The sequence below is a fragment of the Mesorhizobium sp. BR-1-1-10 genome (assembly GCF_020165595.1).
Classification (GTDB): Bacteria; Pseudomonadota; Alphaproteobacteria; order Rhizobiales; family Rhizobiaceae; genus Mesorhizobium; species Mesorhizobium australicum.
In genome coordinates this window covers 415,250-432,783 of the sequence record NZ_JAIUIL010000006.1, presented here as the reverse complement: position 1 = coordinate 432,783, position 17,534 = coordinate 415,250, and the positions used below count along the sequence as shown (strand labels likewise).

Genomic DNA, 17,534 nt, shown 5'->3' with positions numbered 1-17,534 from the left:
AGGTGGAAACCATCATCATGAAACCGCTTCAGACCTCGTCGGGCGACCCGAACGCCGATCGCCGTGCGGACTATGCCGAAATGCTCGTTGCCTCCGGCGATCATGCCGCTGCCGCCGAGTTGCTGCTCGGCGGCCTGGAACTGGCGCCGCAATGGGCAATGGGCTGGTTTCGCCTGGGCGAGATGCAGGAGGCATCAGGCAGGCTCGACCTGGCGGCGCAGGCCTGGAGGACGGCGTTGAAATTGGATCCGGCCGATCGTCAGGGCGCGGCTCTCAAATTGCAGCTGATCGGCAAAGGTCCGGTCTTTATGGCGCCGCCCAGCGCCTTTGTCGAAACGCTGTTCGACCACTATGCCGAGACCTTCGAGGCGATGCTGGTCGGCAAACTCGACTACCGGCTGCCCGAGGTGCTCGACGCGGCCATCCGCAAGGCAAGGCCGGGCCGCTTCCGCCTGGCGCTCGACCTGGGTTGCGGCACTGGGCTGGTGGGCGAGAAGCTGAGGCCGATCGTCGACCGGCTGGAGGGGATCGACATCTCGGCAAGGATGCTGAAGAAGGCGCGGGCAAAAGGCATCTACGACGCGTTGACGAAAGCGGATTTGCAGGATTTTTCCTATTCAGGCGACAAGGCCGATCTGGTGACGTCAGCCGACGTGCTGATCTACATCGGCGGCCTCGAAGGGCTCGTGGGAACGGTCGCCGGCCTGCTCGCCGAGGGTGGCCTGTTTGCCTTTTCAGTCGAGAGCCTGGCGGAAGGCGGTGGCGAGTTCGCGCTGCAGCCCTCCCGGCGCTACGCCCATTCGGATGGCTATGTCGTACGGACCCTCGAGGCCAACGGCCTCTCGGTCCTCGCGCTGGAGCCGACAACCATCCGCTGGGATCGCCGCGAGCCTGTCAAAGGCCTGGCCGTCGTGGCATGGAAAGCCGGTCCCCTGTGAGGGCAACTCTTTGCGCTGCTGCGAAAAAGTCCGATTTGCGTGCGCGACTGATATTTGCGATCTGGTCGCATCAGGGCGGGATATCAGGAGGAGCACTTCTATGCGCTGGAACGTGATGATTTTGGCGTCTTGCCTCGTAACCACCGGCTGCGTGGGCAATTCAGCGTCCGAGCGGCAGGACGCCAACGTCGAGTCCTCGCTGCAATATGACAGCGTGCCATGCGATCAGTTGCTGTCGCGGCGCAACGGATTGGCGCAGCAATATAGTCTCCCCACGACCGCCAAGCCGACTTTTTCCAATCCTGCCATGGGTTTTGGCCCGTTCACGCCCGACATGCGTTCCAAGGCTCGGCGCGACAGCGACAAGGCGTCAGGCGAAATCGATGCCATGAACCGGTCGATCGATCGCCGCGACTGCGGCAAACCGGACAAGCAGAAGAAGTTCGCGCTGCCTGGCTGATGCGTGTTGCCCAAATGAAGCTCTCGGACTTCGGCGACCGCATCTGTATCCTGGGCCCGTCGAACAGCGGCAAGTCGACGCTTGCCGACGCGATCGCGCGCAAGCGTGGCCTGACACCCATTCATCTTGATCTGCTCTTTCACCTGCCCAACACGGATTGGCTGCAGCGTCCGAGGGACGAATTCATTGCCTTGCATGACGCAGCGATCGCCAGCGAACGGTGGGTGATGGACGGAAATTACTCGGTTTGCATGCCGCAACGCTTCCAGCGCGCGACCGGATTGATCCTGCTGGACATTTCCACCCCGGCAAGTCTGCTGCGCTATTTCAGGCGTACCTTGTTCGAGAAGGAGAGACGCGGAGCCTTGGAGGGTGGGCGCGACAGCATCAAATGGGACATGATCCACCACATTGCCGTGACCACGCCGAAAAACCGCTCGAGATACCGGGTGACGTTCGAGCAGGTCAACCTGCCGAAGCTGCAACTGTCGTCCGCCAATGCGATCAAGAAATGTTTTCAGGACTGGGATTTGGCCAGGTGACGGGGACGTCTGGCTAGAGCAACTCCAGGAAAAGTGCGTAGCGGTTTTCCGTCCGGAATTGCGTAAAAACAAAGAATTAGAGCGGGTCGGCGATTCCATAAAACGCTGAACCGCTCTAGTATCCTGCCTTGCGGTCCACCAGATTGTCGAGCCTTTCGCCGCGTTCGAAAGCGTCCATCTGGCGCAGCATGAGCGGCGCCAGATGGGCTGGATCGGAAGTCGCCGCGGCATGCGGCGTCACGAACACCTTCGGGTGGTTCCACAACGGGCTGGTCTTCGGCAGTGGTTCCACCTCGAACACATCGAGGCTCGCCTCCTTCAGCATGCCGTCATCCAGCGCGCGCACGATGTCGGCGTCCTTCTGCAGGCGGCCGCGTCCGGCATTGATCAGCACCGAGCCGCCGAGGCCGTTGCGTTTCCTCAATTCCTTCAGCACGCCGTAGTTGATGATGCCTTGCGTGTCCGGCGTCAGCGGCAGAAGCACGACCAGAATGTCGGTGGCGTTGAGGAATGGGATCAGCCCGGCTTCGCCGCCATACGTCGCCACCCTTTCCATTGGCCGGTCCGTGCGCGACCAGCCATTGACCGCAAAGCCCAGCGACAGCAGCGCCGAGGCTGCCGCGCGGCCGAGACTGCCAAGTCCCATGATGCCGACGGAAATGTCACCGGCCGGCCTCTGCTGTGGCTCGTGCCAGATCTTCTTTGGCTGCTGCGACCGGTAGAGCAGGCCCTGGCGATGGTGATCGAGCACCCGCCAGACGACGTACTCGGTCATGTACTGGGTGAGGTTGTCGGCGACGACCTTGACGATCGGCACGTCGGGCAGGCCGGGATCGGCGAAGATATGGTCGACGCCGGCGCCGATCGAGAAGATGGCGCGCAGATTGGGCAGCGACGACATCAAATTGGGCTTCTGCTTCCACACCACCGCATAGGTGATCGAGGGATCCTTGGCTCCGTCCGGTTCCAGCACCACCTCGCGTTCGGCCGACAGCAGGTCGCGCCAGCGCTGCGGATGAAAGCCGGTGACGGCAAGCAGGATGCGGCCTTTTTCCATCGCGGTTCGTTCAGTCCTTCCTTGTGCGGATCACTCGCTGACCACCCCTGTCGGCGCCGTCTCGATCTTGAAGGCGGCCGAGATCAGCGCCCGAGTATAGTCGGTTTGCGGATTTCCAAAAATCTGTTCGGAAGGGCCGGCTTCGACGATCTGGCCGTTGCGCATGACGATGACATCGTTGGCCAGCGCCCGGATGACCTTGAGGTCGTGGCTGATGAAAAGATAGGCGAGGTCGTGCTTGGCCTGCAAATTGCGCAGCAGATCGACGACCTGTGCCTGCACGCTCATGTCGAGCGCCGATGTCGGCTCGTCCAGCATGACGAAGCGCGGGTTGAGCACCATGGCGCGGGCGATGGCGACACGTTGGCGCTGGCCGCCGGAAAACTCGTGCGGATAGCGGTTGCGGGTCGCCGGATCGAGCCCGACTTCCTTCAGCACGGCGGCCACCTTGTCGTCGCGCTCGTCGGGCGACAGCTTCGGCTCGTGGATCTTAAGCCCTTCCTCGATGATCTCGGCGATCGACATGCGCGGGCTGAGCGAGCCGAACGGATCCTGGAAGACGATCTGCAATTCGCGCCTGAGCGGTCGCATCGCGTTGAAGGTGAGCTGGTTGATGTCGCGGCCGTTGAACTGGATCGTCCCGGTCGACGAGATCATGCGCGCCAGCGCCAGGCCGAGCGTCGTCTTGCCCGAACCGGATTCGCCGACCACGCCCAGCGTCTGGCCGGCGCGCACGGTGACGTCGATGCCGTCGACCGCCTTCACATGATCGATCGTGCGTCGGAAGAACCCCTGCTTGATCGGAAACCACACCTTGATGTCCTTGCCGGTCATGACAGGCTTGGCGTCGGCATTGGCGGCCGGCGGCTTGCCTTTCGGCTCGGCGGCCAGAAGATGGCGCGTATAGGGGTGCTGCGGGTTGGCGAAGATGTCCTTGGTCGGTCCGGTCTCGACGATCTTGCCCTTGGTCATCACGCAGACCCGGTCGGCGATCTTGCGCACGATGCCGAGGTCATGGGTGATGAACAGCATCGACATGCCCTTGCGGCTTTTGAGGCCCGCGAGCAGTTCGAGGATCTGTGCCTGCACCGTGACGTCGAGCGCGGTCGTCGGCTCGTCCGCGATTAACAGTTCCGGCTCGTTGGCGAGCGCCATGGCGATCATGACGCGCTGGCGCTGGCCGCCGGACAGCTGATGCGGATAGGCGTCCAGACGCTTCTGCGGATCGCGAATGCCGACCTCGTTGAGCAGGGCCAGCGTGCGCGCCTTGGCCGGACGGTCGCCCATGCCTTGATGCAGCTTCAGGATTTCGACGATCTGGTGCTCGATCGTGTGCAACGGATTGAGCGAGGTCATCGGCTCCTGGAAGATCATGGTGATCTTGTTGCCGCGCACCTGGCGCAATTGCTTCTCGCTCATGGCGAGCAGGTCGGCACCCTGGAACAGGATCTTGCCTGAGGGGTGGCTGGCGCTGGGATAGGGCAAGAGCTTCAGCACCGACAGCGCCGAGACCGATTTGCCGGAGCCGGATTCGCCGACCAGCGCCACCGTCTCGCCCTTGGCGATGTCGAACGAGATGTGGTCGACGGCGACAGACTGGCCGCCACCCTGGCTGAAGGAGACGCTGAGGTCCTGCACGCTGAGCAAGGGAGCATCGCTCATTTGAACGTCTTGCGCGGATCGAAGGCGTCGCGCGTCGCCTCGCCGACAAATACCAGCAGCGACAGCATCAGCGAGATGACGACGAAGCCGGAAATGCCGAGCCAGGGCGCGTTGAGATTGCGCTGCGCCTGCTTGAGCAGTTCACCGAGCGAGGCGGAGCCGGGCGGCAGGCCGAAGCCGAGATAGTCTAGCGAGGTCAGCGTCGAGATCGAGCCGCTCAGCAAAAAGGGCAGGAAGGTCAATGTCGCCACCATGGCGTTGGGCAGCAGATGCCGGAACATGATGGTGCGGTTGGGCACGCCGAGCGCGCGCGCCGCGTTGACATATTCGAAGTTGCGGGCGCGCAGGAACTCCGCCCGCACCACCCCGACCAGCGCCACCCAGGAAAACAGCAGCATCAGGCCGAGCAGGATGAAGAAGCCCGGCGGCAGGATGGCGGCGACGATGAGCAGCAGATAGAGCACGGGAATGGCCGACCAGATCTCGATGAAGCGCTGGAACAGCAGATCCGTCCAGCCGCCGAAATAGCCCTGCAAGGCACCGGCGCCGACGCCGATCAGCGCCGAACCCGCGGTCAGGATCAGGCCGAACAGCACCGAAATGCGGAAGCCGTAAATGACGCGCGCCAGCACGTCGCGCGCCTGGTCGTCGGTGCCGAACCAGTTCCAGTTGCCGACATTGCAGGCCGGGTCATCGGCTCCTCGTGGATATTGGTTGCAGCGCGTCTTGGCGTCATATTCCCATGATGGCTTGGCCGGCGCTGCTTCCGGAATGGCGTTATTGACGGTCTGGTAGGAATAGCGGATCGGCGGCCAGATCATCCAGCCATGGGCGTTGATCTCGTCCTGGATGACCGGGTCGCGATAATCCGTGACGGCATAGAAACCGCCGAATTTTTCCTCGGGATACGCAACCATCACCGGGAAAAGGATCTCGCCCTTGTAGGAAGCGATGATCGGTTTGTCGTTGGCGATGAATTCGGCAAACAGCGACAGCACGAACAGGACGAGGAAAATCCACAGCGACCAGTAGCCGCGGCGGTTGGCTTTGAAATTCTGCAGGCGGCGCTTGTTGAGCGGCGACAGGAACGGCCGTGGGAGCCGCTCCGGCAAGACACCGGCGGTCACGCTTGCCTCCGACATCAGATGTCTCTCCGCTCGAAATCGATGCGCGGATCGACCCAGGTGTACATCAGGTCGGACAGGAGCCCGACGAAGAGGCCAAGCAGCGAGAAGATATAAAGGTTGGCGAACACCACCGGATAGTCGCGCTCGACCACGGACCGGAAGCCGAGCAGGCCGAGCCCGTCGAGCGAAAAGATGTTCTCGATCAGCAGCGATCCCGTGAAGAAGGCCGAGATGAAGGCACCCGGGAAGCCGGCGATGACGATCAGCATGGCGTTGCGGAAAACGTGGCCATAAAGCACCTGCCGTTCCGACAGGCCCTTGGCGCGCGCCGTCACCACATACTGCTTGCGGATTTCCTCCAGGAAGGAGTTCTTGGTCAGAAGCGTGGTCGTTGCGAAGGCCGACAACACCAGCGCCGTCAGCGGCAGCGTCATGTGCCAGAAATAATCGACGATCTTGGCCGGCCACGACAATTGGTCCCAATTGTCCGAGACGATGCCGCGCAACGGGAACCAGTCCCAGAACGAGCCGCCGGCGAACAGCACCATCAAAAGGATGCCGAACAGGAAGCCTGGAATGGCATAGCCGACGATGACGACCCCACTGGTCCAGACGTCGAAGGGCGTGCCGTCCTTCACCGCCTTGCGAATGCCGAGCGGGATCGAGATCAGATAGGACAACAAGGTGATCCAGAGCCCGATCGAAATCGATACGGGCATCTTTTCCAGGATCAGGTCGAGCACCGAGATATCGCGGAAATAGCTGTTGCCGAAATCGAACCTGGCATAATTCCACAGCATCATGCCGAAGCGCTCGAGCGGCGGCTTGTCGAAACCGAACTGCTTCTCCAGCTTCTTGATGAATTCCGGATCGAGGCCCTGGGCGCCGCGATATTTCGAGCTGACATCGCCGGCGACGTCGAAATTGGAGCCGCCTGCATCGCCGCCGCCACCGCCGAGGCGGTCGCTGCCGCCCTGGTTGGTCAGCTTGGCGATGACCTGCTCGACCGGCCCGCCAGGCGCGAACTGGATGACGGCGAACGATATCGCCATGATGCCGAACAGGGTCGGGATCATCAAAAGGATGCGGCGCAGTATATAGGCGCCCATCAGGTGTCATCCTCCTCGAGGAGAGCCACCGCGTCCGGCAACACCCCCAAGGCAATCGCTTCAGGCCAATTGTCGGCGCGGGCGCCGCCCCTCATTGTCCTGCCGGACATTTCTCCCCGTATAGTAACGGGGAGAAAGGGGCTGGCCGCGATCTCGGCGCTTTTATTGCAACGCTTGTAGTTGACGAAACTATCGATGAGAGCGCCCTTCTCCCCTTCACTATACGGGGAGAGGATGCCGGCAGGCAGGTGAGGGGCAGCGCCAACACCCCCAAGGAATTCAGCCTTTGCCAATTTTTGCCGCCTTGCCTTTATCGAACCACCACAGCGTCTCGACCGGAAAGCCGAAATCGGGCTTTTGTTCGGGAAAGCCGAACATGTCCCAATAGGCAACGCGATGATTCGCCAGGAACCAACTAGGAATCCAATCGCATCGCGCACGCAAGACCCGGTCGAGCGCCCGCATCGCCACCGTCAGGTTTTCACGGTCCTTTGCCGCGCCCACGGCATTGATCAGCGTGTCGACAGCGGGATCGGAGATACCCGGCAAGTTGCGGGAGCCGGAGACGCCGGCGGTGCTCGAATGGAAGAAGACTTCGAGATCATCCCGAGTCGGCGTCGCGCTGAACGAAAAGGCAGCAGACAAGAGGTCGAAGTCGAAACTCGCCTGCCTGGACTGGTATTGCGCCGAATCCACCAACCGTATCGTGGCGTCGATGCCGATCGCCTTCATGTTGGCGACCCAGGGCGAATAGACCTGGACGAAGGTGTCGTCATCGACCATGAACTCGGCTGAAAGCCGGCCTCCCTTGTCGTTAACGACAAAGTCGCCTGATCGCTTCCACCCGGCGGCGGACAGAAGTTTTGCCGCTTGGCCAAGCAGCTTGCGGTCGCGACCGGAGCCGTCGGATGCGGGCTGGGTCACTGCCTCGCCGAAGACCTCTGCCGGCAACTGGCTTCGCAGCGGCTCCAGCAGAGCCAGTTCTTGCGGCGACGGTGTCCCTTCGGCGCGAAAGTCCGATTTCTCGAAGCAGGATTGCGAACGCTCGTACGAGCCGTAGAAGAAGTTGCGGCGCGTCCACTCGAAATCGAAACATAGCGCGAGCGCCCGCCTCACCCTAGGGTCGCGAAACTGCTCTCGCCGCTGATTGACCGCGGTGGCCTGCATCGAGGGTCGCTTTTCGGCCGGGAATTCATGCTTGGCCACTTTGCCCGCGGTCATTGCAGGGAAGTCATAGGCGGTGGCCCAAACGCGAGACACGAATTCCTCGCGATAAGCGATCTCACCCTTCTTGAAGGCTTCGAATCCGGCGTTGCGGTTCTGGTAGAACTCGATGCGGATACGATCGAAATTGTTCTGGCCGCGATTGAACGCGAGGTCGCGACCCCAATAGTCCGCCACCCGATCGTACTCGATCCATGCGCCGGCCGAGAAACGCCCGACCTTGTAGGCGCCGGACCCGAGCGGCGGGTTCAATTGCGAGGAATCGAAGGGATTTGCCGTGTAGAAGGCCTTGGACAGGATCGGGAATTCCACCACGTTGAGCACGGTCCGGGCGGATTGCTTGCCGGAAAAAGTAAGCCGCAGTGTGCGGTCATCGACGGCAACGGCATCGACCATGTGCGTCAGCGACAGCGATAGGTCGGGATGGCCCTTCTCCTTGTAGAGCTTGAAGGTGAAGGCAGCATCCTGCGCCGTCAGCGGCGTGCCGTCATGGAAACGCGCCTCGGGTCGAAGCGAGAAGGTGAAGCCATTGCGGTCGTCGGAGAGCGTCACGCCATCCGCGATCTGGCCATATACCGCGTCGGGTTCATCGAGCGCCCGCACCATCAGCGCGTCGAAACACATCTCCATGCGTGGCGGCGCATCGCCCTTGTTGGCGAAGGAGTTCAGCGTGTTGAAAGTCTGCGTATCCTGGTTGTAACCCCAATTCGGCGGCGAGAAATTGAAGATGCCGCCCTTGGGCGCATCGACTTTGACATAGTCGAAATGCGGGAAATCAGGCTTGTATTTGAGGTCGCCGAAGGCGGAAAGGCCGTGCAGCTTGGTGCCGGTCGCAACGTTTGCAAAGGCTTTGCCCGGCATCAGCGCTGCTGCAGCGGCAGCGCCACCCAAAGCCAGGAAATCGCGGCGGGGCAGGGCCGCCATCAATTGCCGCCCCATCAATTGCCGCCCTTGTATTTGGCCGCCAGCGTTTTTTCCTTGTCCGGGTCGATCCACCATGAATCGATGTCGGCGCCGACATAGGCAGGCTGTTTGTCGGGGAACTTGAACTTGTTCCAATAGGCCAGCCATACCGCTGAACGGTAATATTGCGGCACGACGTAGAAGTTCCACAGCAGGATGCGGTCGAGTGCGTGGGTGGCGGCGACGAGATCATCGCGATCGGTGGCGAAGATGATGCGATCGACAAGCGCGTCGACGACTGGATCCTTGATACCCATCAGGTTGCGCGAACCAGGCGCATCGGCGGCCTTGGAACTCCAGAAATCGCGCTGCTCGTTGCCGGGCGACTCCGACTGGCCGAACAGACCCGTCACGACATCGAAATCGAAATTGTTGACGCGGTTGATATACTGCGTCTGGTCGATGATACGCAGGGTAGCGTCGACGCCGATCTTGCGCAGGTTGGCGATGTAGGGGCTGGCGATCACCTGGTCTGTGTCGTTCCAGCCGAGGATCTCGAACTTGAACGGTGCGCCTGTCTTGGCGTTGAGCATCTTGCCGCCCTTGATGATCCATCCGGCCTTGGCGAAGAGATCGACGGCCTGCTTCAGATACTTTCGTTCCGCTTGCGGCGAGTCGTAGACGGGCAGCTTGAACTCCTGAGAGAAGAGTTCTGGCGGCAGCTTGTCGCGATACTTTTCCAGGATTTCCAGTTCCTTGCCCTGCGGCAATCCGCTGGACGCCAGTTCGGTACCTTGGAAATAGCTCGATGTGCGTGTGTTGAAGCCGAAGAACAAGGTGCGATTCATGCTCTCGAAATCGAAGGGTATGGTCAATGCCTCGCGGACCAGTCGGTCCTGGAACAGCGGCCGCCTCTGATTTAGCACAAAGCCCTGCATCGGCTGCGGCGACCGGGTCTGGAAGTCCTTCTTGATGACGTCGCCAGCCTGAATGGCCGGGAAATTATAGGCTGTAGCCCATTTGCGGGAGCTGTATTCGCGGTTGATGTCTTCCAGCCCACCCTTGGTGAAGGCAAGCCAGGCGGCATTGTCGTCGAGAATGTAGGTGTATCGGCGCGTGTTGAAATTCTCGCGGCCGATCTTCACCGGCAGCTTGGCCGCCCAGTAGTCGGGCACGCGCTGCCAGACGATCTCCGAGCCCGGCTTGAAGCTGGCGATCTTGTAGGCAGCCGAACCGAGCGGAATTTCCAGCGTCGGCCTGGTGACGTCGCGCTTCTTGCCATTGGCGTCCGTGCCTTCCCACCAATGCTTCGGCAGCACGGCGAGATCCCCAAGGATCTTCGGCAGTTCGCGGTTGCCCTTCTGGTTGAAATGGAACTCGACCTCGCGGTCGGAGATCGCCACCGCATCGGTGACGTTCTCGAAATAACGGCTGTATTGCGGGCTGTTCGCCTTCAGCATCTGGAACGACCAGATCACGTCGTCGACGGTGATCGGCTGATCGTCATGCCATTTGGCGCGGGGGTCGAGCCGGTAAGTCGCCGAGGAATAGTCGGCCGGGAATTTGTAGGCGTCGGCGATCAGAGGATGGCTGACGCTGCCCTCATCGGTCGCCTGCTCCATCAGCGTGTCATAGAGCAGGCCGCCGCCGAAGCCGACCAGGCCGGCGGCCGGCGAACCCTGCACGATATAGGGATTGAAGCTGTCGAAAGTGCCCAGCACCACCGAATTCAGCGTGCCGCCTTTGGGCGCGTTCGGATTGACGTAATCATAGTGCTGGAAGTTGTCGCCATATTTGGATTCGCCGATCAGCGATGATGTCGTGCGCCACTCGTCGGCCAGGGCCGCCTGCAACCCCGCGGCCAGCAGGGCCGCCGCCAGCAATGATTTGAGAAGCACCCGGCCAAGCGTCATCCACTGTCCTCTTCGCGATGCGTGCCATCATCCAGAAAGGCAATCTAGATGATTTGTCGCGCGTGAAAACCGCCATGCGCGGCTTTGTCGCCGCATATGCGATTTTCCTAACGAAAAAGCCGGGCTGAACCCGGCTTTTTCAAGGTCGTCGAGACGATATTTGGGTTATTGAGCAGGCGCCGGTGCTGGGGCGGCCGGAGCTGGTGCGGCGGGAGCCGCAGGTGCCGCCGGCTTGGCGGGAGCAGCCCCTTCGGCCGGCTTGGCCGGTGCGGCACCTTCAGCCGGCTTGGCCGGCGCCGTCGCGTCGGCGGCAGCGCCCGGCGCGGGCAGCGGCTTGGGATTGTCCGACAGCGTGCGCAGATAGGCGATGACGTTGGCGCGGTCCTCTTCCTTGGGCAGGCCGGCGAAGCCCATCGCCGTGCCTTTCACGAATTTCTTCGGCGAGGTGATGAAGTGGTTGATGTTGTCGTAGGTCCACTTCTCGGCGCCGCCCTTGGAAAACTCCTTCATGCCGGCCGAATAGGCGAAGCCCTCATGCGCGGCGACGGGGCGGTCGATGAGATCCCACAAATCCGGGCCGACCTTGTTGGGGCCGCCCTTCTCGCCGGAGTGGCAGGCCTGGCATTTCTTGAAGATGGCGGCGCCCTGTTCGACACTTGCGCTGGCCAGAAGATCTGCGATCGGCTTTTCGGCTGCTGCCGGCCCGGCGGGGCCGCCCTCGGCGGGCTCGGCGGCCTCGATGGCGAAGCCGGGCTTTTCCGGAGCGGGCGAGGCAAACAGCGCGTCCGACACGATGCCGACCGAGAAGACCACGAAAATGGTTCCGAGCAATCCGGCGAGCAGCTTGTTGACTTCGTTGGAATCCATACGCCCCTTGCTCCCTTTTCCGGCGGACCGATCCGTCCACTCCGTCCGTCGGTATCGAGACCTGCCCTCCAGAGCCGGTCAAATCGGGCGGAAACTAGGTCTTTTGCTCCGGCGTTGCAACACCTATAAGGGCGCTTCCAGTGAGACCTTTTGCCACTTTTCCCCTCCTCGTTTCGAACGCCTTGCCAGACCGATGTCAACCTTGATCCTGATCCCCGCCCGCATGGCCTCGACCCGGCTCCCGGGCAAGCCGCTGGCCGACATATCCGGCGCCCCGATGATCGTCCACGTAGCGCGCCGCGCCGCCGAGGCCGGGCTTGGTCGTGTGGTGGTGGCGACCGACACGCAAAGCGTGGCCGAAGCGGTGCGGGCGCATGGTTTCGAGGCGGTGATGACGCGCTTGGATCATGAGTCGGGTTCGGATCGCATCCACGAGGCACTGTTGGCACTCGATCCCCGGGGCGAAGTCGAAACGATCGTCAATGTGCAGGGCGACCTGCCGACCATCGATCCCGGCATCATCGCCGCTTCGCTCAGGCCGTTCGACGACCCCTTGGTGGATATCGCCACGCTCGGTGTCGAGATCGTCCGCGAGGGGGAAAAGACCAATCCTAACGTCGTCAAGATCGTCGGGTCGCCGCTCACCGGCACGCGGTTGCGGGCGCTTTACTTCACCCGCGCCACGGCACCCTGGGGCGAGGGGCCGCTCTATCACCACGTCGGCCTATACGCCTATCGACGCGCGGCACTCGAGCGTTTCGTCGCGCTGAAGCCGTCGCCGCTTGAGCGCCGCGAGCGGCTGGAGCAGCTGCGGGCCCTGGAAGCCGGCATGCGCATCGACGCCGAGATCGTGCAGTCGCTGCCGCTTGGTGTCGACACCCCTGAAGACCTGGACCGTGCCAGGCAAATCCTTTCCAACTGAGATATCAGCATGCCTGAAAAGACCAATAGAATATCCTTCCAGGGCGAGCCCGGCGCCAATTCCGACACCGCCAGCCGCAACGTCTATCCCTCTATGGAGCCGTTGCCGTGCCCGACCTTCGAGGACGCGTTCAATGCCGTGGAGACCGGCAAGGCCGATCTTGCCATGATCCCGATCGAGAACACCATCGCCGGGCGCGTCGCCGACATCCACCACCTTCTGCCGGAATCGAAGCTGCACATCGTCGGCGAATATTTCCTGCCGATCCATTTCCAGCTGATGGTGCTGCCGGGCGTCAGGCGCGACGAGATCAAGACCGTGCACACCCACATCCACGCCCTCGGCCAATGCCGCAAATACATCCGCAAGAACGGGTGGAAGGGAGTGGTCGCCGGCGACACGGCGGGCGCCGCCAAGATGGTCTCCGAGGTCAAGGACCGCACCATGGCCGCGCTGTCGCCGGCGTTGGCAGCAGCGCTCTACGGGCTCGACATCATCGAGGAAAATGTCGAGGACACCGACAGCAACGTCACCCGCTTCGTCGTCCTGACCAAGAGCAAGCAATGGGCCGAGCGCCCGTCACCCGACGTCAAGATGATGACGACCTTCATCTTTCGCGTCCGCAACGTGCCGGCCGCGCTCTATAAGGCCATGGGCGGCTTCGCCACCAACGGCATCAACATGACCAAGCTCGAAAGCTACCAGCTCGGCGCCTTCACGGCGACGCTGTTCTACGCCGACATCGAGGGCCACCCCGACGATCCGCTGGTCAAGCTGGCGCTCGACGAGCTGCGGTTCTTTTCGCGCGAAGTGCGGATCCTCGGCGTCTATCCAGCCAGCGAGTCACGCGAGCAGTGGAAGGTCGCGGATTGAGCTACCAGCCCAACGGCACGTAATCGATCTCCATGAAGGCCTCGACCTCCGGCACCCAGCGGTCGCGCACGAAGGCGACATGGTCGGGATGGTCGTTGTACCTGGTGTAGGCGGCCTGGTCGGCGAACTCCATCGAGAAGCCGAACTGATAGTCGTTCTTCGGGCTGACCTGCCGCAATTGCTCGAAATGCGTGACGCCCCGGATCGCCGACAGGATTTTCCTGGCGTCGACGAGGAACCGCTTTTCCTCCAGCGAATGCGGTGGGTGCTTCAGCGTGAAGACGACGGTGTGACGGATCATTTGTCTCTCCTGCAATGACTTCGATATTCGTTATTCGCTGTCGACCCAGGCGCGGATGAGGTGGTGCGCAATGGCGCCTTTCGGCGGCGTGACCAGATTGTCGGGATGCGTTCGGTCCAGCATCAGGCGCACCTCGTCGCGCAAAAACCAGCGGCAGTCCTCCAGTTCGTCGAGATCGGCCTGGATGTCCTCGTTGAGCGGCTCGCCGAAGCATCCGATCATCAGCGAATAGGGGAACGGCCAGGGCTGGCTGGCGTGGTAGACGACGCGGCCGAGCCGGATGCCCGCCTCTTCCAGCGTTTCGCGGCGCACCGCCGCCTCGATCGTCTCGCCCGGCTCGATGAAGCCGGCAAGCGCCGAATACATGCCCGGCGCGAAATGCCGGCCGCGCCCGAGCAGGCATTTCTCCCGCGTCGTCGTCAGCATGATCGCCACCGGGTCGGTGCGCGGAAAATGCTCGGTGCCGCAATTGGGGCAATGCCGCTTGTAGCCGCCTGCCCGCATCTGCGATTGGGTGCCGCATTTGCTGCAGAAGCGGTGACTGGCGTGCCAGGCAAGCAGGGCGGCGCCCTGCGCCATCGCGCCGGCGGCGGCCTCGTCGATCAGCCCTTGCATATAGACGGAGCGGTAATCGATCGCCTTGACGGTTTCGGGCAGCTGTTCGGCATCGATGCCCGCCAGCACCGCCAGCACCGGCCCCTGTTCGGAAAAGCCGAGCAGCACGCCCTGGTCGACCGAAGGGCTGAAGGGCTCGCTTTCGGCGATGCCGAACCATGGGTCGAGGCGGCCGCCCTCGCCGGGCTTCAGCAGGAGCCTGCCGCCATTCATCAACAGCAGCCGCGTCGTCGGGTCGGCCAGCGCCTTGTCGACCGAATCGTCGGCGCGGTTCTCGGATTGCCGGTCGATCGTGTTGCCGGCAAAGCCGACGAACTGGCTCGGCTCGCGCACGGGCGCGTCAAACAGGCGGAAGGTCATGTGGACTCTGGTGCTTTGGGATGGACACGCTTGGGATGGACACGGCAAGGCTTATAGCGCTGCCCTTATCGTTTCGGCAAACCGGCGCAGGTCGGAACGCTGATAGGGCTCGCGCAGGCCATGCCCCCAGACGGGGCCGGGCCAGCCGGGATCGCCCTCGGACCGTGCGATGATGTGGACATGCAGTTGGCGCACGATGTTGCCGAGCGCACCGGTGTTGATCTTGGTGCAGCCGCTCACTTTCTTCAGCGCCTGCGCCACCATATTGGTCTCGAAGGTCAGCATCGCCTGGTCGAGCGGCGTCATGTCATGGATCTCCTCCGCGCCCGGCCGCTGCGGCACCAGGAGCAGCCATGGCCAACGGCGGTCGTTCATCACCCGCAATTCGCACAGCCCCAGCCACATCAATTGCTCGCTGTCGGCCTCCAGCCGGGCATCCAGCGTGAATCCGGCCTTCAGGCCCGGCAGCATCGGCGTTTCCCTTGCTTTTCTTGGTTTCCTCAAACCATGGACGCTAGAGCGGCTGCACCGGTGCTGCAAGCGAATCTGGTCGTTCGCGGTGCCGATTTGCCTGCGCACTTGCATTTCGTCGCGCAATTGCCGATATGGACAGCGGGAGGTTGGTGGTGGACGATCCACTCGCCAACCGGGTCAGGTCCGGAAGGAAGCAGCCCTAACGAGCCCGGAACGGGTCATTGTTCCAGCCTCCCACCTCATCGGCCCTCCTCGCGACATTGACGACGCATTGCAGCGCGGGCGAGACTATGCGCAGGAATCGGCGCCTGTGGGCGCGGCCTTTTGGAGCTTAACGGGCGAATGAGCGAAGCCGGAAATTCGGGCCCCGATAGTCTGGCGACGGGCAAGGCCGCTGCCTACCGCGTGCTGGCGCGCAAATACCGTCCGTCGAATTTTTCCGAACTCGTCGGCCAGGAGCCGATGGTGCGCACCCTCACCAATGCCTTTGCCACCGGCCGCATTGCCCAGGCCTGGATGCTGACCGGCGTGCGGGGCGTCGGCAAGACCACCACCGCGCGCATTTTGGCGCGTGCCCTGAATTATAAAACCGCGACCACGGATCAGCCCTCGGTCGACCTCGCCGTGCTTGGCGAGCACTGCCAGGCGATCATGGAAGGCCGCCATGTCGACGTCATCGAGATGGACGCCGCCTCGCACACCGGCATCGACGATATCAGGGACATCATCGAGCGCGTGCGCTATGCGCCGGTCTCGGCCCGCTACAAGGTCTACATCATCGACGAAGTGCACATGCTGTCGACGCAGGCCTTCAATGGCCTGCTGAAGACGCTGGAAGAGCCGCCGCCGCACGTCAAGTTCATCTTCGCCACCACCGAAATCCGCAAGGTTCCGATCACCGTCCTGTCGCGCTGCCAGCGATTCGACCTGAGGCGCATCGACGCCGGCGCGCTCGTCTCGCATCTCTCCTCGATCGCCGGCAAGGAAGGCATTTCGGTCGACGACGACGCGCTGGCGATGATCGCGCGCGCGGCGGAAGGTTCCGCCCGCGATTCGCTCTCCATTCTCGACCAGGCGATCGCCCATGGCGCCGGCTCGGTCAGCGCCGAGGCCGTGCGCGCCATGCTGGGGCTGGCCGACCGCGCCCGTATCGTCGATCTGTTCGAACATGTGATGAAGGGCGATGTGGCGGCAGCGCTTGGGGAGTTTCGCGCGCAATACGATACCGGCGCCGATCCGGCCGCCGTGCTCACCGATCTTGCCGAGTTCAACCATCTCGTCACCAGGCTGCGCTTCGTGCCGACCGCGATGGACGATGCCTCGCTGTCGCAGGACGAGCGTCAGCGCGGTGCCGATTTCGCCCGGGCGTTGTCGGTCAGGGTGCTGTCGCGGACCTGGCAGATGCTGCTCAAGGGCATTCCCGAGGTGCAGTCCTCCAACAGGCCGGTCAGTGCCGCCGAAATGGTGTTGATCCGGCTGGCGCATGCCGCCGACCTCCCGACATTGGACGAGGCGCTGAGATCGCTGGAGAGCGGCGCCTCGGCAACTGGCGCCGCGCCGCGCCCGAACGGCGCGCCGATGAGCCCCGGCCCCGTGAATGGCGGCAATGGCGCCGGCGCCCTGGCGCAGGCGCGCATGCCTGGCGGCTCGGGCGGCGCCCAGACCATGCGGCTGGTCGAGGCCACGCCTACTCCGACTGCCTTCGTCGCGCCCCCGCAACCGGCGCCGGAGACGCAAGCCGTACCGCTGAAATCGCTGGCCGACATCGTTGCCCTTGCCGACGCGAAACGCGACATCGCCTTCAAGGTGCTGATCAAGAGCTGCATCCGTCTCGTGCGCATCGAACCGGGCCGCATCGACGTAAGCCTGACCGACGATGCGCCCAAGATGCTGCTCAACGACCTGACGACCAAGCTGCGCGCCTGGACCGGCCGCAACTGGCTGGTGTCGCTGTCGAAGGAGGAGGGCGGCCAGACGCTGGCCGAGATGGAATCGACGAAGCGTGAAAACGCTTTCCTCGATGCCAGGAACGACCCGACCGTGGCCTCCATCCTGGCCCGCTTTCCCGGTGCCAAGATCATTGATGTGCGCATTCCCGACACGCCCGACGCCGACGCGAGCGAGGCCGAAATGCCGGTCGAGCCGCCGGCCGATGACGACGAACCCTGATATCCAGCACTAATCCGC

At 62.8% G+C, this 17,534-nt stretch carries 17 protein-coding genes and 1 other RNA gene; 7 read left to right on the top strand and 11 right to left on the bottom strand.

The window, feature by feature from the left end; all coding sequences use genetic code 11:
* Positions 1 to 17 precede the first annotated feature (17 nt).
* The 3 genes from LB555_RS16060 to LB555_RS16050 all read left to right on the top strand — a co-directional run bounded on the left by LB555_RS16060 (position 18) and on the right by LB555_RS16050 (position 1,940).
* Complete coding sequence (locus tag LB555_RS16060) at positions 18 to 938, top strand: methyltransferase domain-containing protein (RefSeq protein ID WP_224683241.1); 921 nt, start codon at positions 18 to 20, stop codon at positions 936 to 938.
* Positions 939 to 1,038: 100 nt separating this feature from the next.
* The gene (locus LB555_RS16055) at positions 1,039 to 1,398 is read left to right on the top strand and encodes a hypothetical protein (RefSeq protein WP_224683240.1); all 360 of its coding nucleotides are present in this window, start codon (positions 1,039 to 1,041) and stop codon (positions 1,396 to 1,398) included.
* Positions 1,399 to 1,412: 14 nt separating this feature from the next.
* Positions 1,413 to 1,940, top strand: a complete 528-nt coding sequence (locus tag LB555_RS16050) for an AAA family ATPase (RefSeq protein ID WP_140878336.1) — start codon at positions 1,413 to 1,415, stop codon at positions 1,938 to 1,940.
* A 115-nt stretch (positions 1,941 to 2,055) separates the two neighbouring features.
* Here the strand turns inward: LB555_RS16050 and LB555_RS16045 are convergent, their stop codons facing one another.
* The 8 genes from LB555_RS16045 to LB555_RS16010 form a co-directional block, all read right to left on the bottom strand.
* Complete coding sequence (locus LB555_RS16045) at positions 2,056 to 2,997, bottom strand: 2-hydroxyacid dehydrogenase (RefSeq protein ID WP_224683239.1); 942 nt, start codon at positions 2,995 to 2,997, stop codon at positions 2,056 to 2,058.
* A 30-nt stretch (positions 2,998 to 3,027) separates the two neighbouring features.
* Positions 3,028 to 4,659 carry an ABC transporter ATP-binding protein gene (locus tag LB555_RS16040; protein WP_224683238.1) on the bottom strand — a complete coding sequence of 544 codons (1,632 nt, stop codon included), beginning with the start codon at positions 4,657 to 4,659 and terminating at the stop codon, positions 3,028 to 3,030.
* Entirely contained in the window at positions 4,656 to 5,801 is a 1,146-nt protein-coding gene (locus LB555_RS16035; protein WP_015314056.1) for an ABC transporter permease, read from the bottom strand. Before LB555_RS16035 ends, LB555_RS16040 begins: the two co-directional genes overlap by 4 nt.
* Entirely contained in the window at positions 5,801 to 6,895 is a 1,095-nt protein-coding gene (locus LB555_RS16030) for a microcin C ABC transporter permease YejB (RefSeq protein ID WP_015314055.1), read from the bottom strand. The genes LB555_RS16035 and LB555_RS16030 overlap by 1 nt, the downstream gene beginning before the upstream one ends.
* The gene (locus LB555_RS16025; RefSeq protein ID WP_224683237.1) at positions 6,895 to 7,188 is read right to left on the bottom strand and encodes a hypothetical protein; all 294 of its coding nucleotides are present in this window, start codon (positions 7,186 to 7,188) and stop codon (positions 6,895 to 6,897) included. Before LB555_RS16025 ends, LB555_RS16030 begins: the two co-directional genes overlap by 1 nt.
* A complete protein-coding gene (locus tag LB555_RS16020) occupies positions 7,175 to 9,043 on the bottom strand; it encodes an extracellular solute-binding protein (protein WP_224683236.1) in 1,869 nt (622 codons plus the stop codon). Before LB555_RS16020 ends, LB555_RS16025 begins: the two co-directional genes overlap by 14 nt.
* A 14-nt stretch (positions 9,044 to 9,057) precedes the next feature.
* The gene (locus tag LB555_RS16015; RefSeq protein WP_140614807.1) at positions 9,058 to 10,935 is read right to left on the bottom strand and encodes an extracellular solute-binding protein; all 1,878 of its coding nucleotides are present in this window, start codon (positions 10,933 to 10,935) and stop codon (positions 9,058 to 9,060) included.
* Between the two features lie 165 nt (positions 10,936 to 11,100).
* On the bottom strand, positions 11,101 to 11,802 hold the full coding sequence (locus LB555_RS16010; RefSeq protein WP_140660620.1) for a c-type cytochrome: 702 nt from the start codon (positions 11,800 to 11,802) through the stop codon (positions 11,101 to 11,103).
* A 193-nt stretch (positions 11,803 to 11,995) separates the two neighbouring features.
* Here LB555_RS16010 and LB555_RS16005 point away from each other — a divergent pair, with 193 nt between their 5' ends.
* Positions 11,996 to 12,724, top strand: a complete 729-nt coding sequence (locus tag LB555_RS16005) for a 3-deoxy-manno-octulosonate cytidylyltransferase (RefSeq protein ID WP_140660621.1) — start codon at positions 11,996 to 11,998, stop codon at positions 12,722 to 12,724.
* Positions 12,725 to 12,733: 9 nt separating this feature from the next.
* Entirely contained in the window at positions 12,734 to 13,597 is an 864-nt protein-coding gene (locus tag LB555_RS16000) for a prephenate dehydratase (protein ID WP_140714083.1), read from the top strand.
* A 1-nt stretch (position 13,598) separates the two neighbouring features.
* Here the strand turns inward: LB555_RS16000 and LB555_RS15995 are convergent, their stop codons facing one another.
* From LB555_RS15995 to LB555_RS15985, 3 genes are read right to left on the bottom strand one after another with little or no spacing between them, the layout of a single operon-like run.
* Positions 13,599 to 13,898, bottom strand: a complete 300-nt coding sequence (locus LB555_RS15995) for a Dabb family protein (RefSeq protein WP_140723014.1) — start codon at positions 13,896 to 13,898, stop codon at positions 13,599 to 13,601.
* Between the two features lie 30 nt (positions 13,899 to 13,928).
* Positions 13,929 to 14,873 carry an NAD(+) diphosphatase gene (gene nudC / locus LB555_RS15990; protein ID WP_224683235.1) on the bottom strand — a complete coding sequence of 315 codons (945 nt, stop codon included), beginning with the start codon at positions 14,871 to 14,873 and terminating at the stop codon, positions 13,929 to 13,931.
* A gap of 51 nt (positions 14,874 to 14,924) precedes the next feature.
* Positions 14,925 to 15,344: an HIT domain-containing protein gene (locus LB555_RS15985; protein WP_015314047.1), complete on the bottom strand. Its 420-nt coding sequence runs from the start codon at positions 15,342 to 15,344 to the stop codon at positions 14,925 to 14,927.
* Positions 15,345 to 15,488: 144 nt separating this feature from the next.
* On the opposite strand from LB555_RS15985, the gene ffs reads away from it, so the two are divergent.
* Both ffs and LB555_RS15975 read left to right on the top strand, forming a co-directional pair.
* Positions 15,489 to 15,585: signal recognition particle sRNA small type (ffs, locus tag LB555_RS15980), an RNA gene on the top strand.
* Between the two features lie 104 nt (positions 15,586 to 15,689).
* Positions 15,690 to 17,516, top strand: a complete 1,827-nt coding sequence (locus LB555_RS15975; RefSeq protein WP_224683234.1) for a DNA polymerase III subunit gamma/tau — start codon at positions 15,690 to 15,692, stop codon at positions 17,514 to 17,516.
* Positions 17,517 to 17,534: the final 18 nt, after the last annotated feature.

What these genes read in the sequence shown, in the direction of transcription:
- LB555_RS15985 (WP_015314047.1), bottom strand. Translation starts at nt 15,344, where the DNA reads ATGCTGCCGGGCCTGAAGGCCGGATTCACGCTGGATGCCCGGCTGGAG.
- LB555_RS16020 (WP_224683236.1), bottom strand. Translation starts at nt 9,043, where the DNA reads ATGGCGGCCCTGCCCCGCCGCGATTTCCTGGCTTTGGGTGGCGCTGCC.
- LB555_RS16005 (WP_140660621.1), top strand. Translation starts at nt 11,996, where the DNA reads ATGTCAACCTTGATCCTGATCCCCGCCCGCATGGCCTCGACCCGGCTC.
- LB555_RS16000 (WP_140714083.1), top strand. Translation starts at nt 12,734, where the DNA reads ATGCCTGAAAAGACCAATAGAATATCCTTCCAGGGCGAGCCCGGCGCC.
- LB555_RS16035 (WP_015314056.1), bottom strand. Translation starts at nt 5,801, where the DNA reads ATGTCGGAGGCAAGCGTGACCGCCGGTGTCTTGCCGGAGCGGCTCCCA.
- LB555_RS15975 (WP_224683234.1), top strand. Translation starts at nt 15,690, where the DNA reads ATGAGCGAAGCCGGAAATTCGGGCCCCGATAGTCTGGCGACGGGCAAG.
- LB555_RS16040 (WP_224683238.1), bottom strand. Translation starts at nt 4,659, where the DNA reads ATGAGCGATGCTCCCTTGCTCAGCGTGCAGGACCTCAGCGTCTCCTTC.
- LB555_RS16050 (WP_140878336.1), top strand. Translation starts at nt 1,413, where the DNA reads ATGAAGCTCTCGGACTTCGGCGACCGCATCTGTATCCTGGGCCCGTCG.
- nudC (WP_224683235.1), bottom strand. Translation starts at nt 14,873, where the DNA reads ATGACCTTCCGCCTGTTTGACGCGCCCGTGCGCGAGCCGAGCCAGTTC.
- LB555_RS15995 (WP_140723014.1), bottom strand. Translation starts at nt 13,898, where the DNA reads ATGATCCGTCACACCGTCGTCTTCACGCTGAAGCACCCACCGCATTCG.
- LB555_RS16045 (WP_224683239.1), bottom strand. Translation starts at nt 2,997, where the DNA reads ATGGAAAAAGGCCGCATCCTGCTTGCCGTCACCGGCTTTCATCCGCAG.
- LB555_RS16055 (WP_224683240.1), top strand. Translation starts at nt 1,039, where the DNA reads ATGCGCTGGAACGTGATGATTTTGGCGTCTTGCCTCGTAACCACCGGC.
- LB555_RS16010 (WP_140660620.1), bottom strand. Translation starts at nt 11,802, where the DNA reads ATGGATTCCAACGAAGTCAACAAGCTGCTCGCCGGATTGCTCGGAACC.
- LB555_RS16030 (WP_015314055.1), bottom strand. Translation starts at nt 6,895, where the DNA reads ATGGGCGCCTATATACTGCGCCGCATCCTTTTGATGATCCCGACCCTG.
- LB555_RS16015 (WP_140614807.1), bottom strand. Translation starts at nt 10,935, where the DNA reads ATGACGCTTGGCCGGGTGCTTCTCAAATCATTGCTGGCGGCGGCCCTG.
- LB555_RS16060 (WP_224683241.1), top strand. Translation starts at nt 18, where the DNA reads ATGAAACCGCTTCAGACCTCGTCGGGCGACCCGAACGCCGATCGCCGT.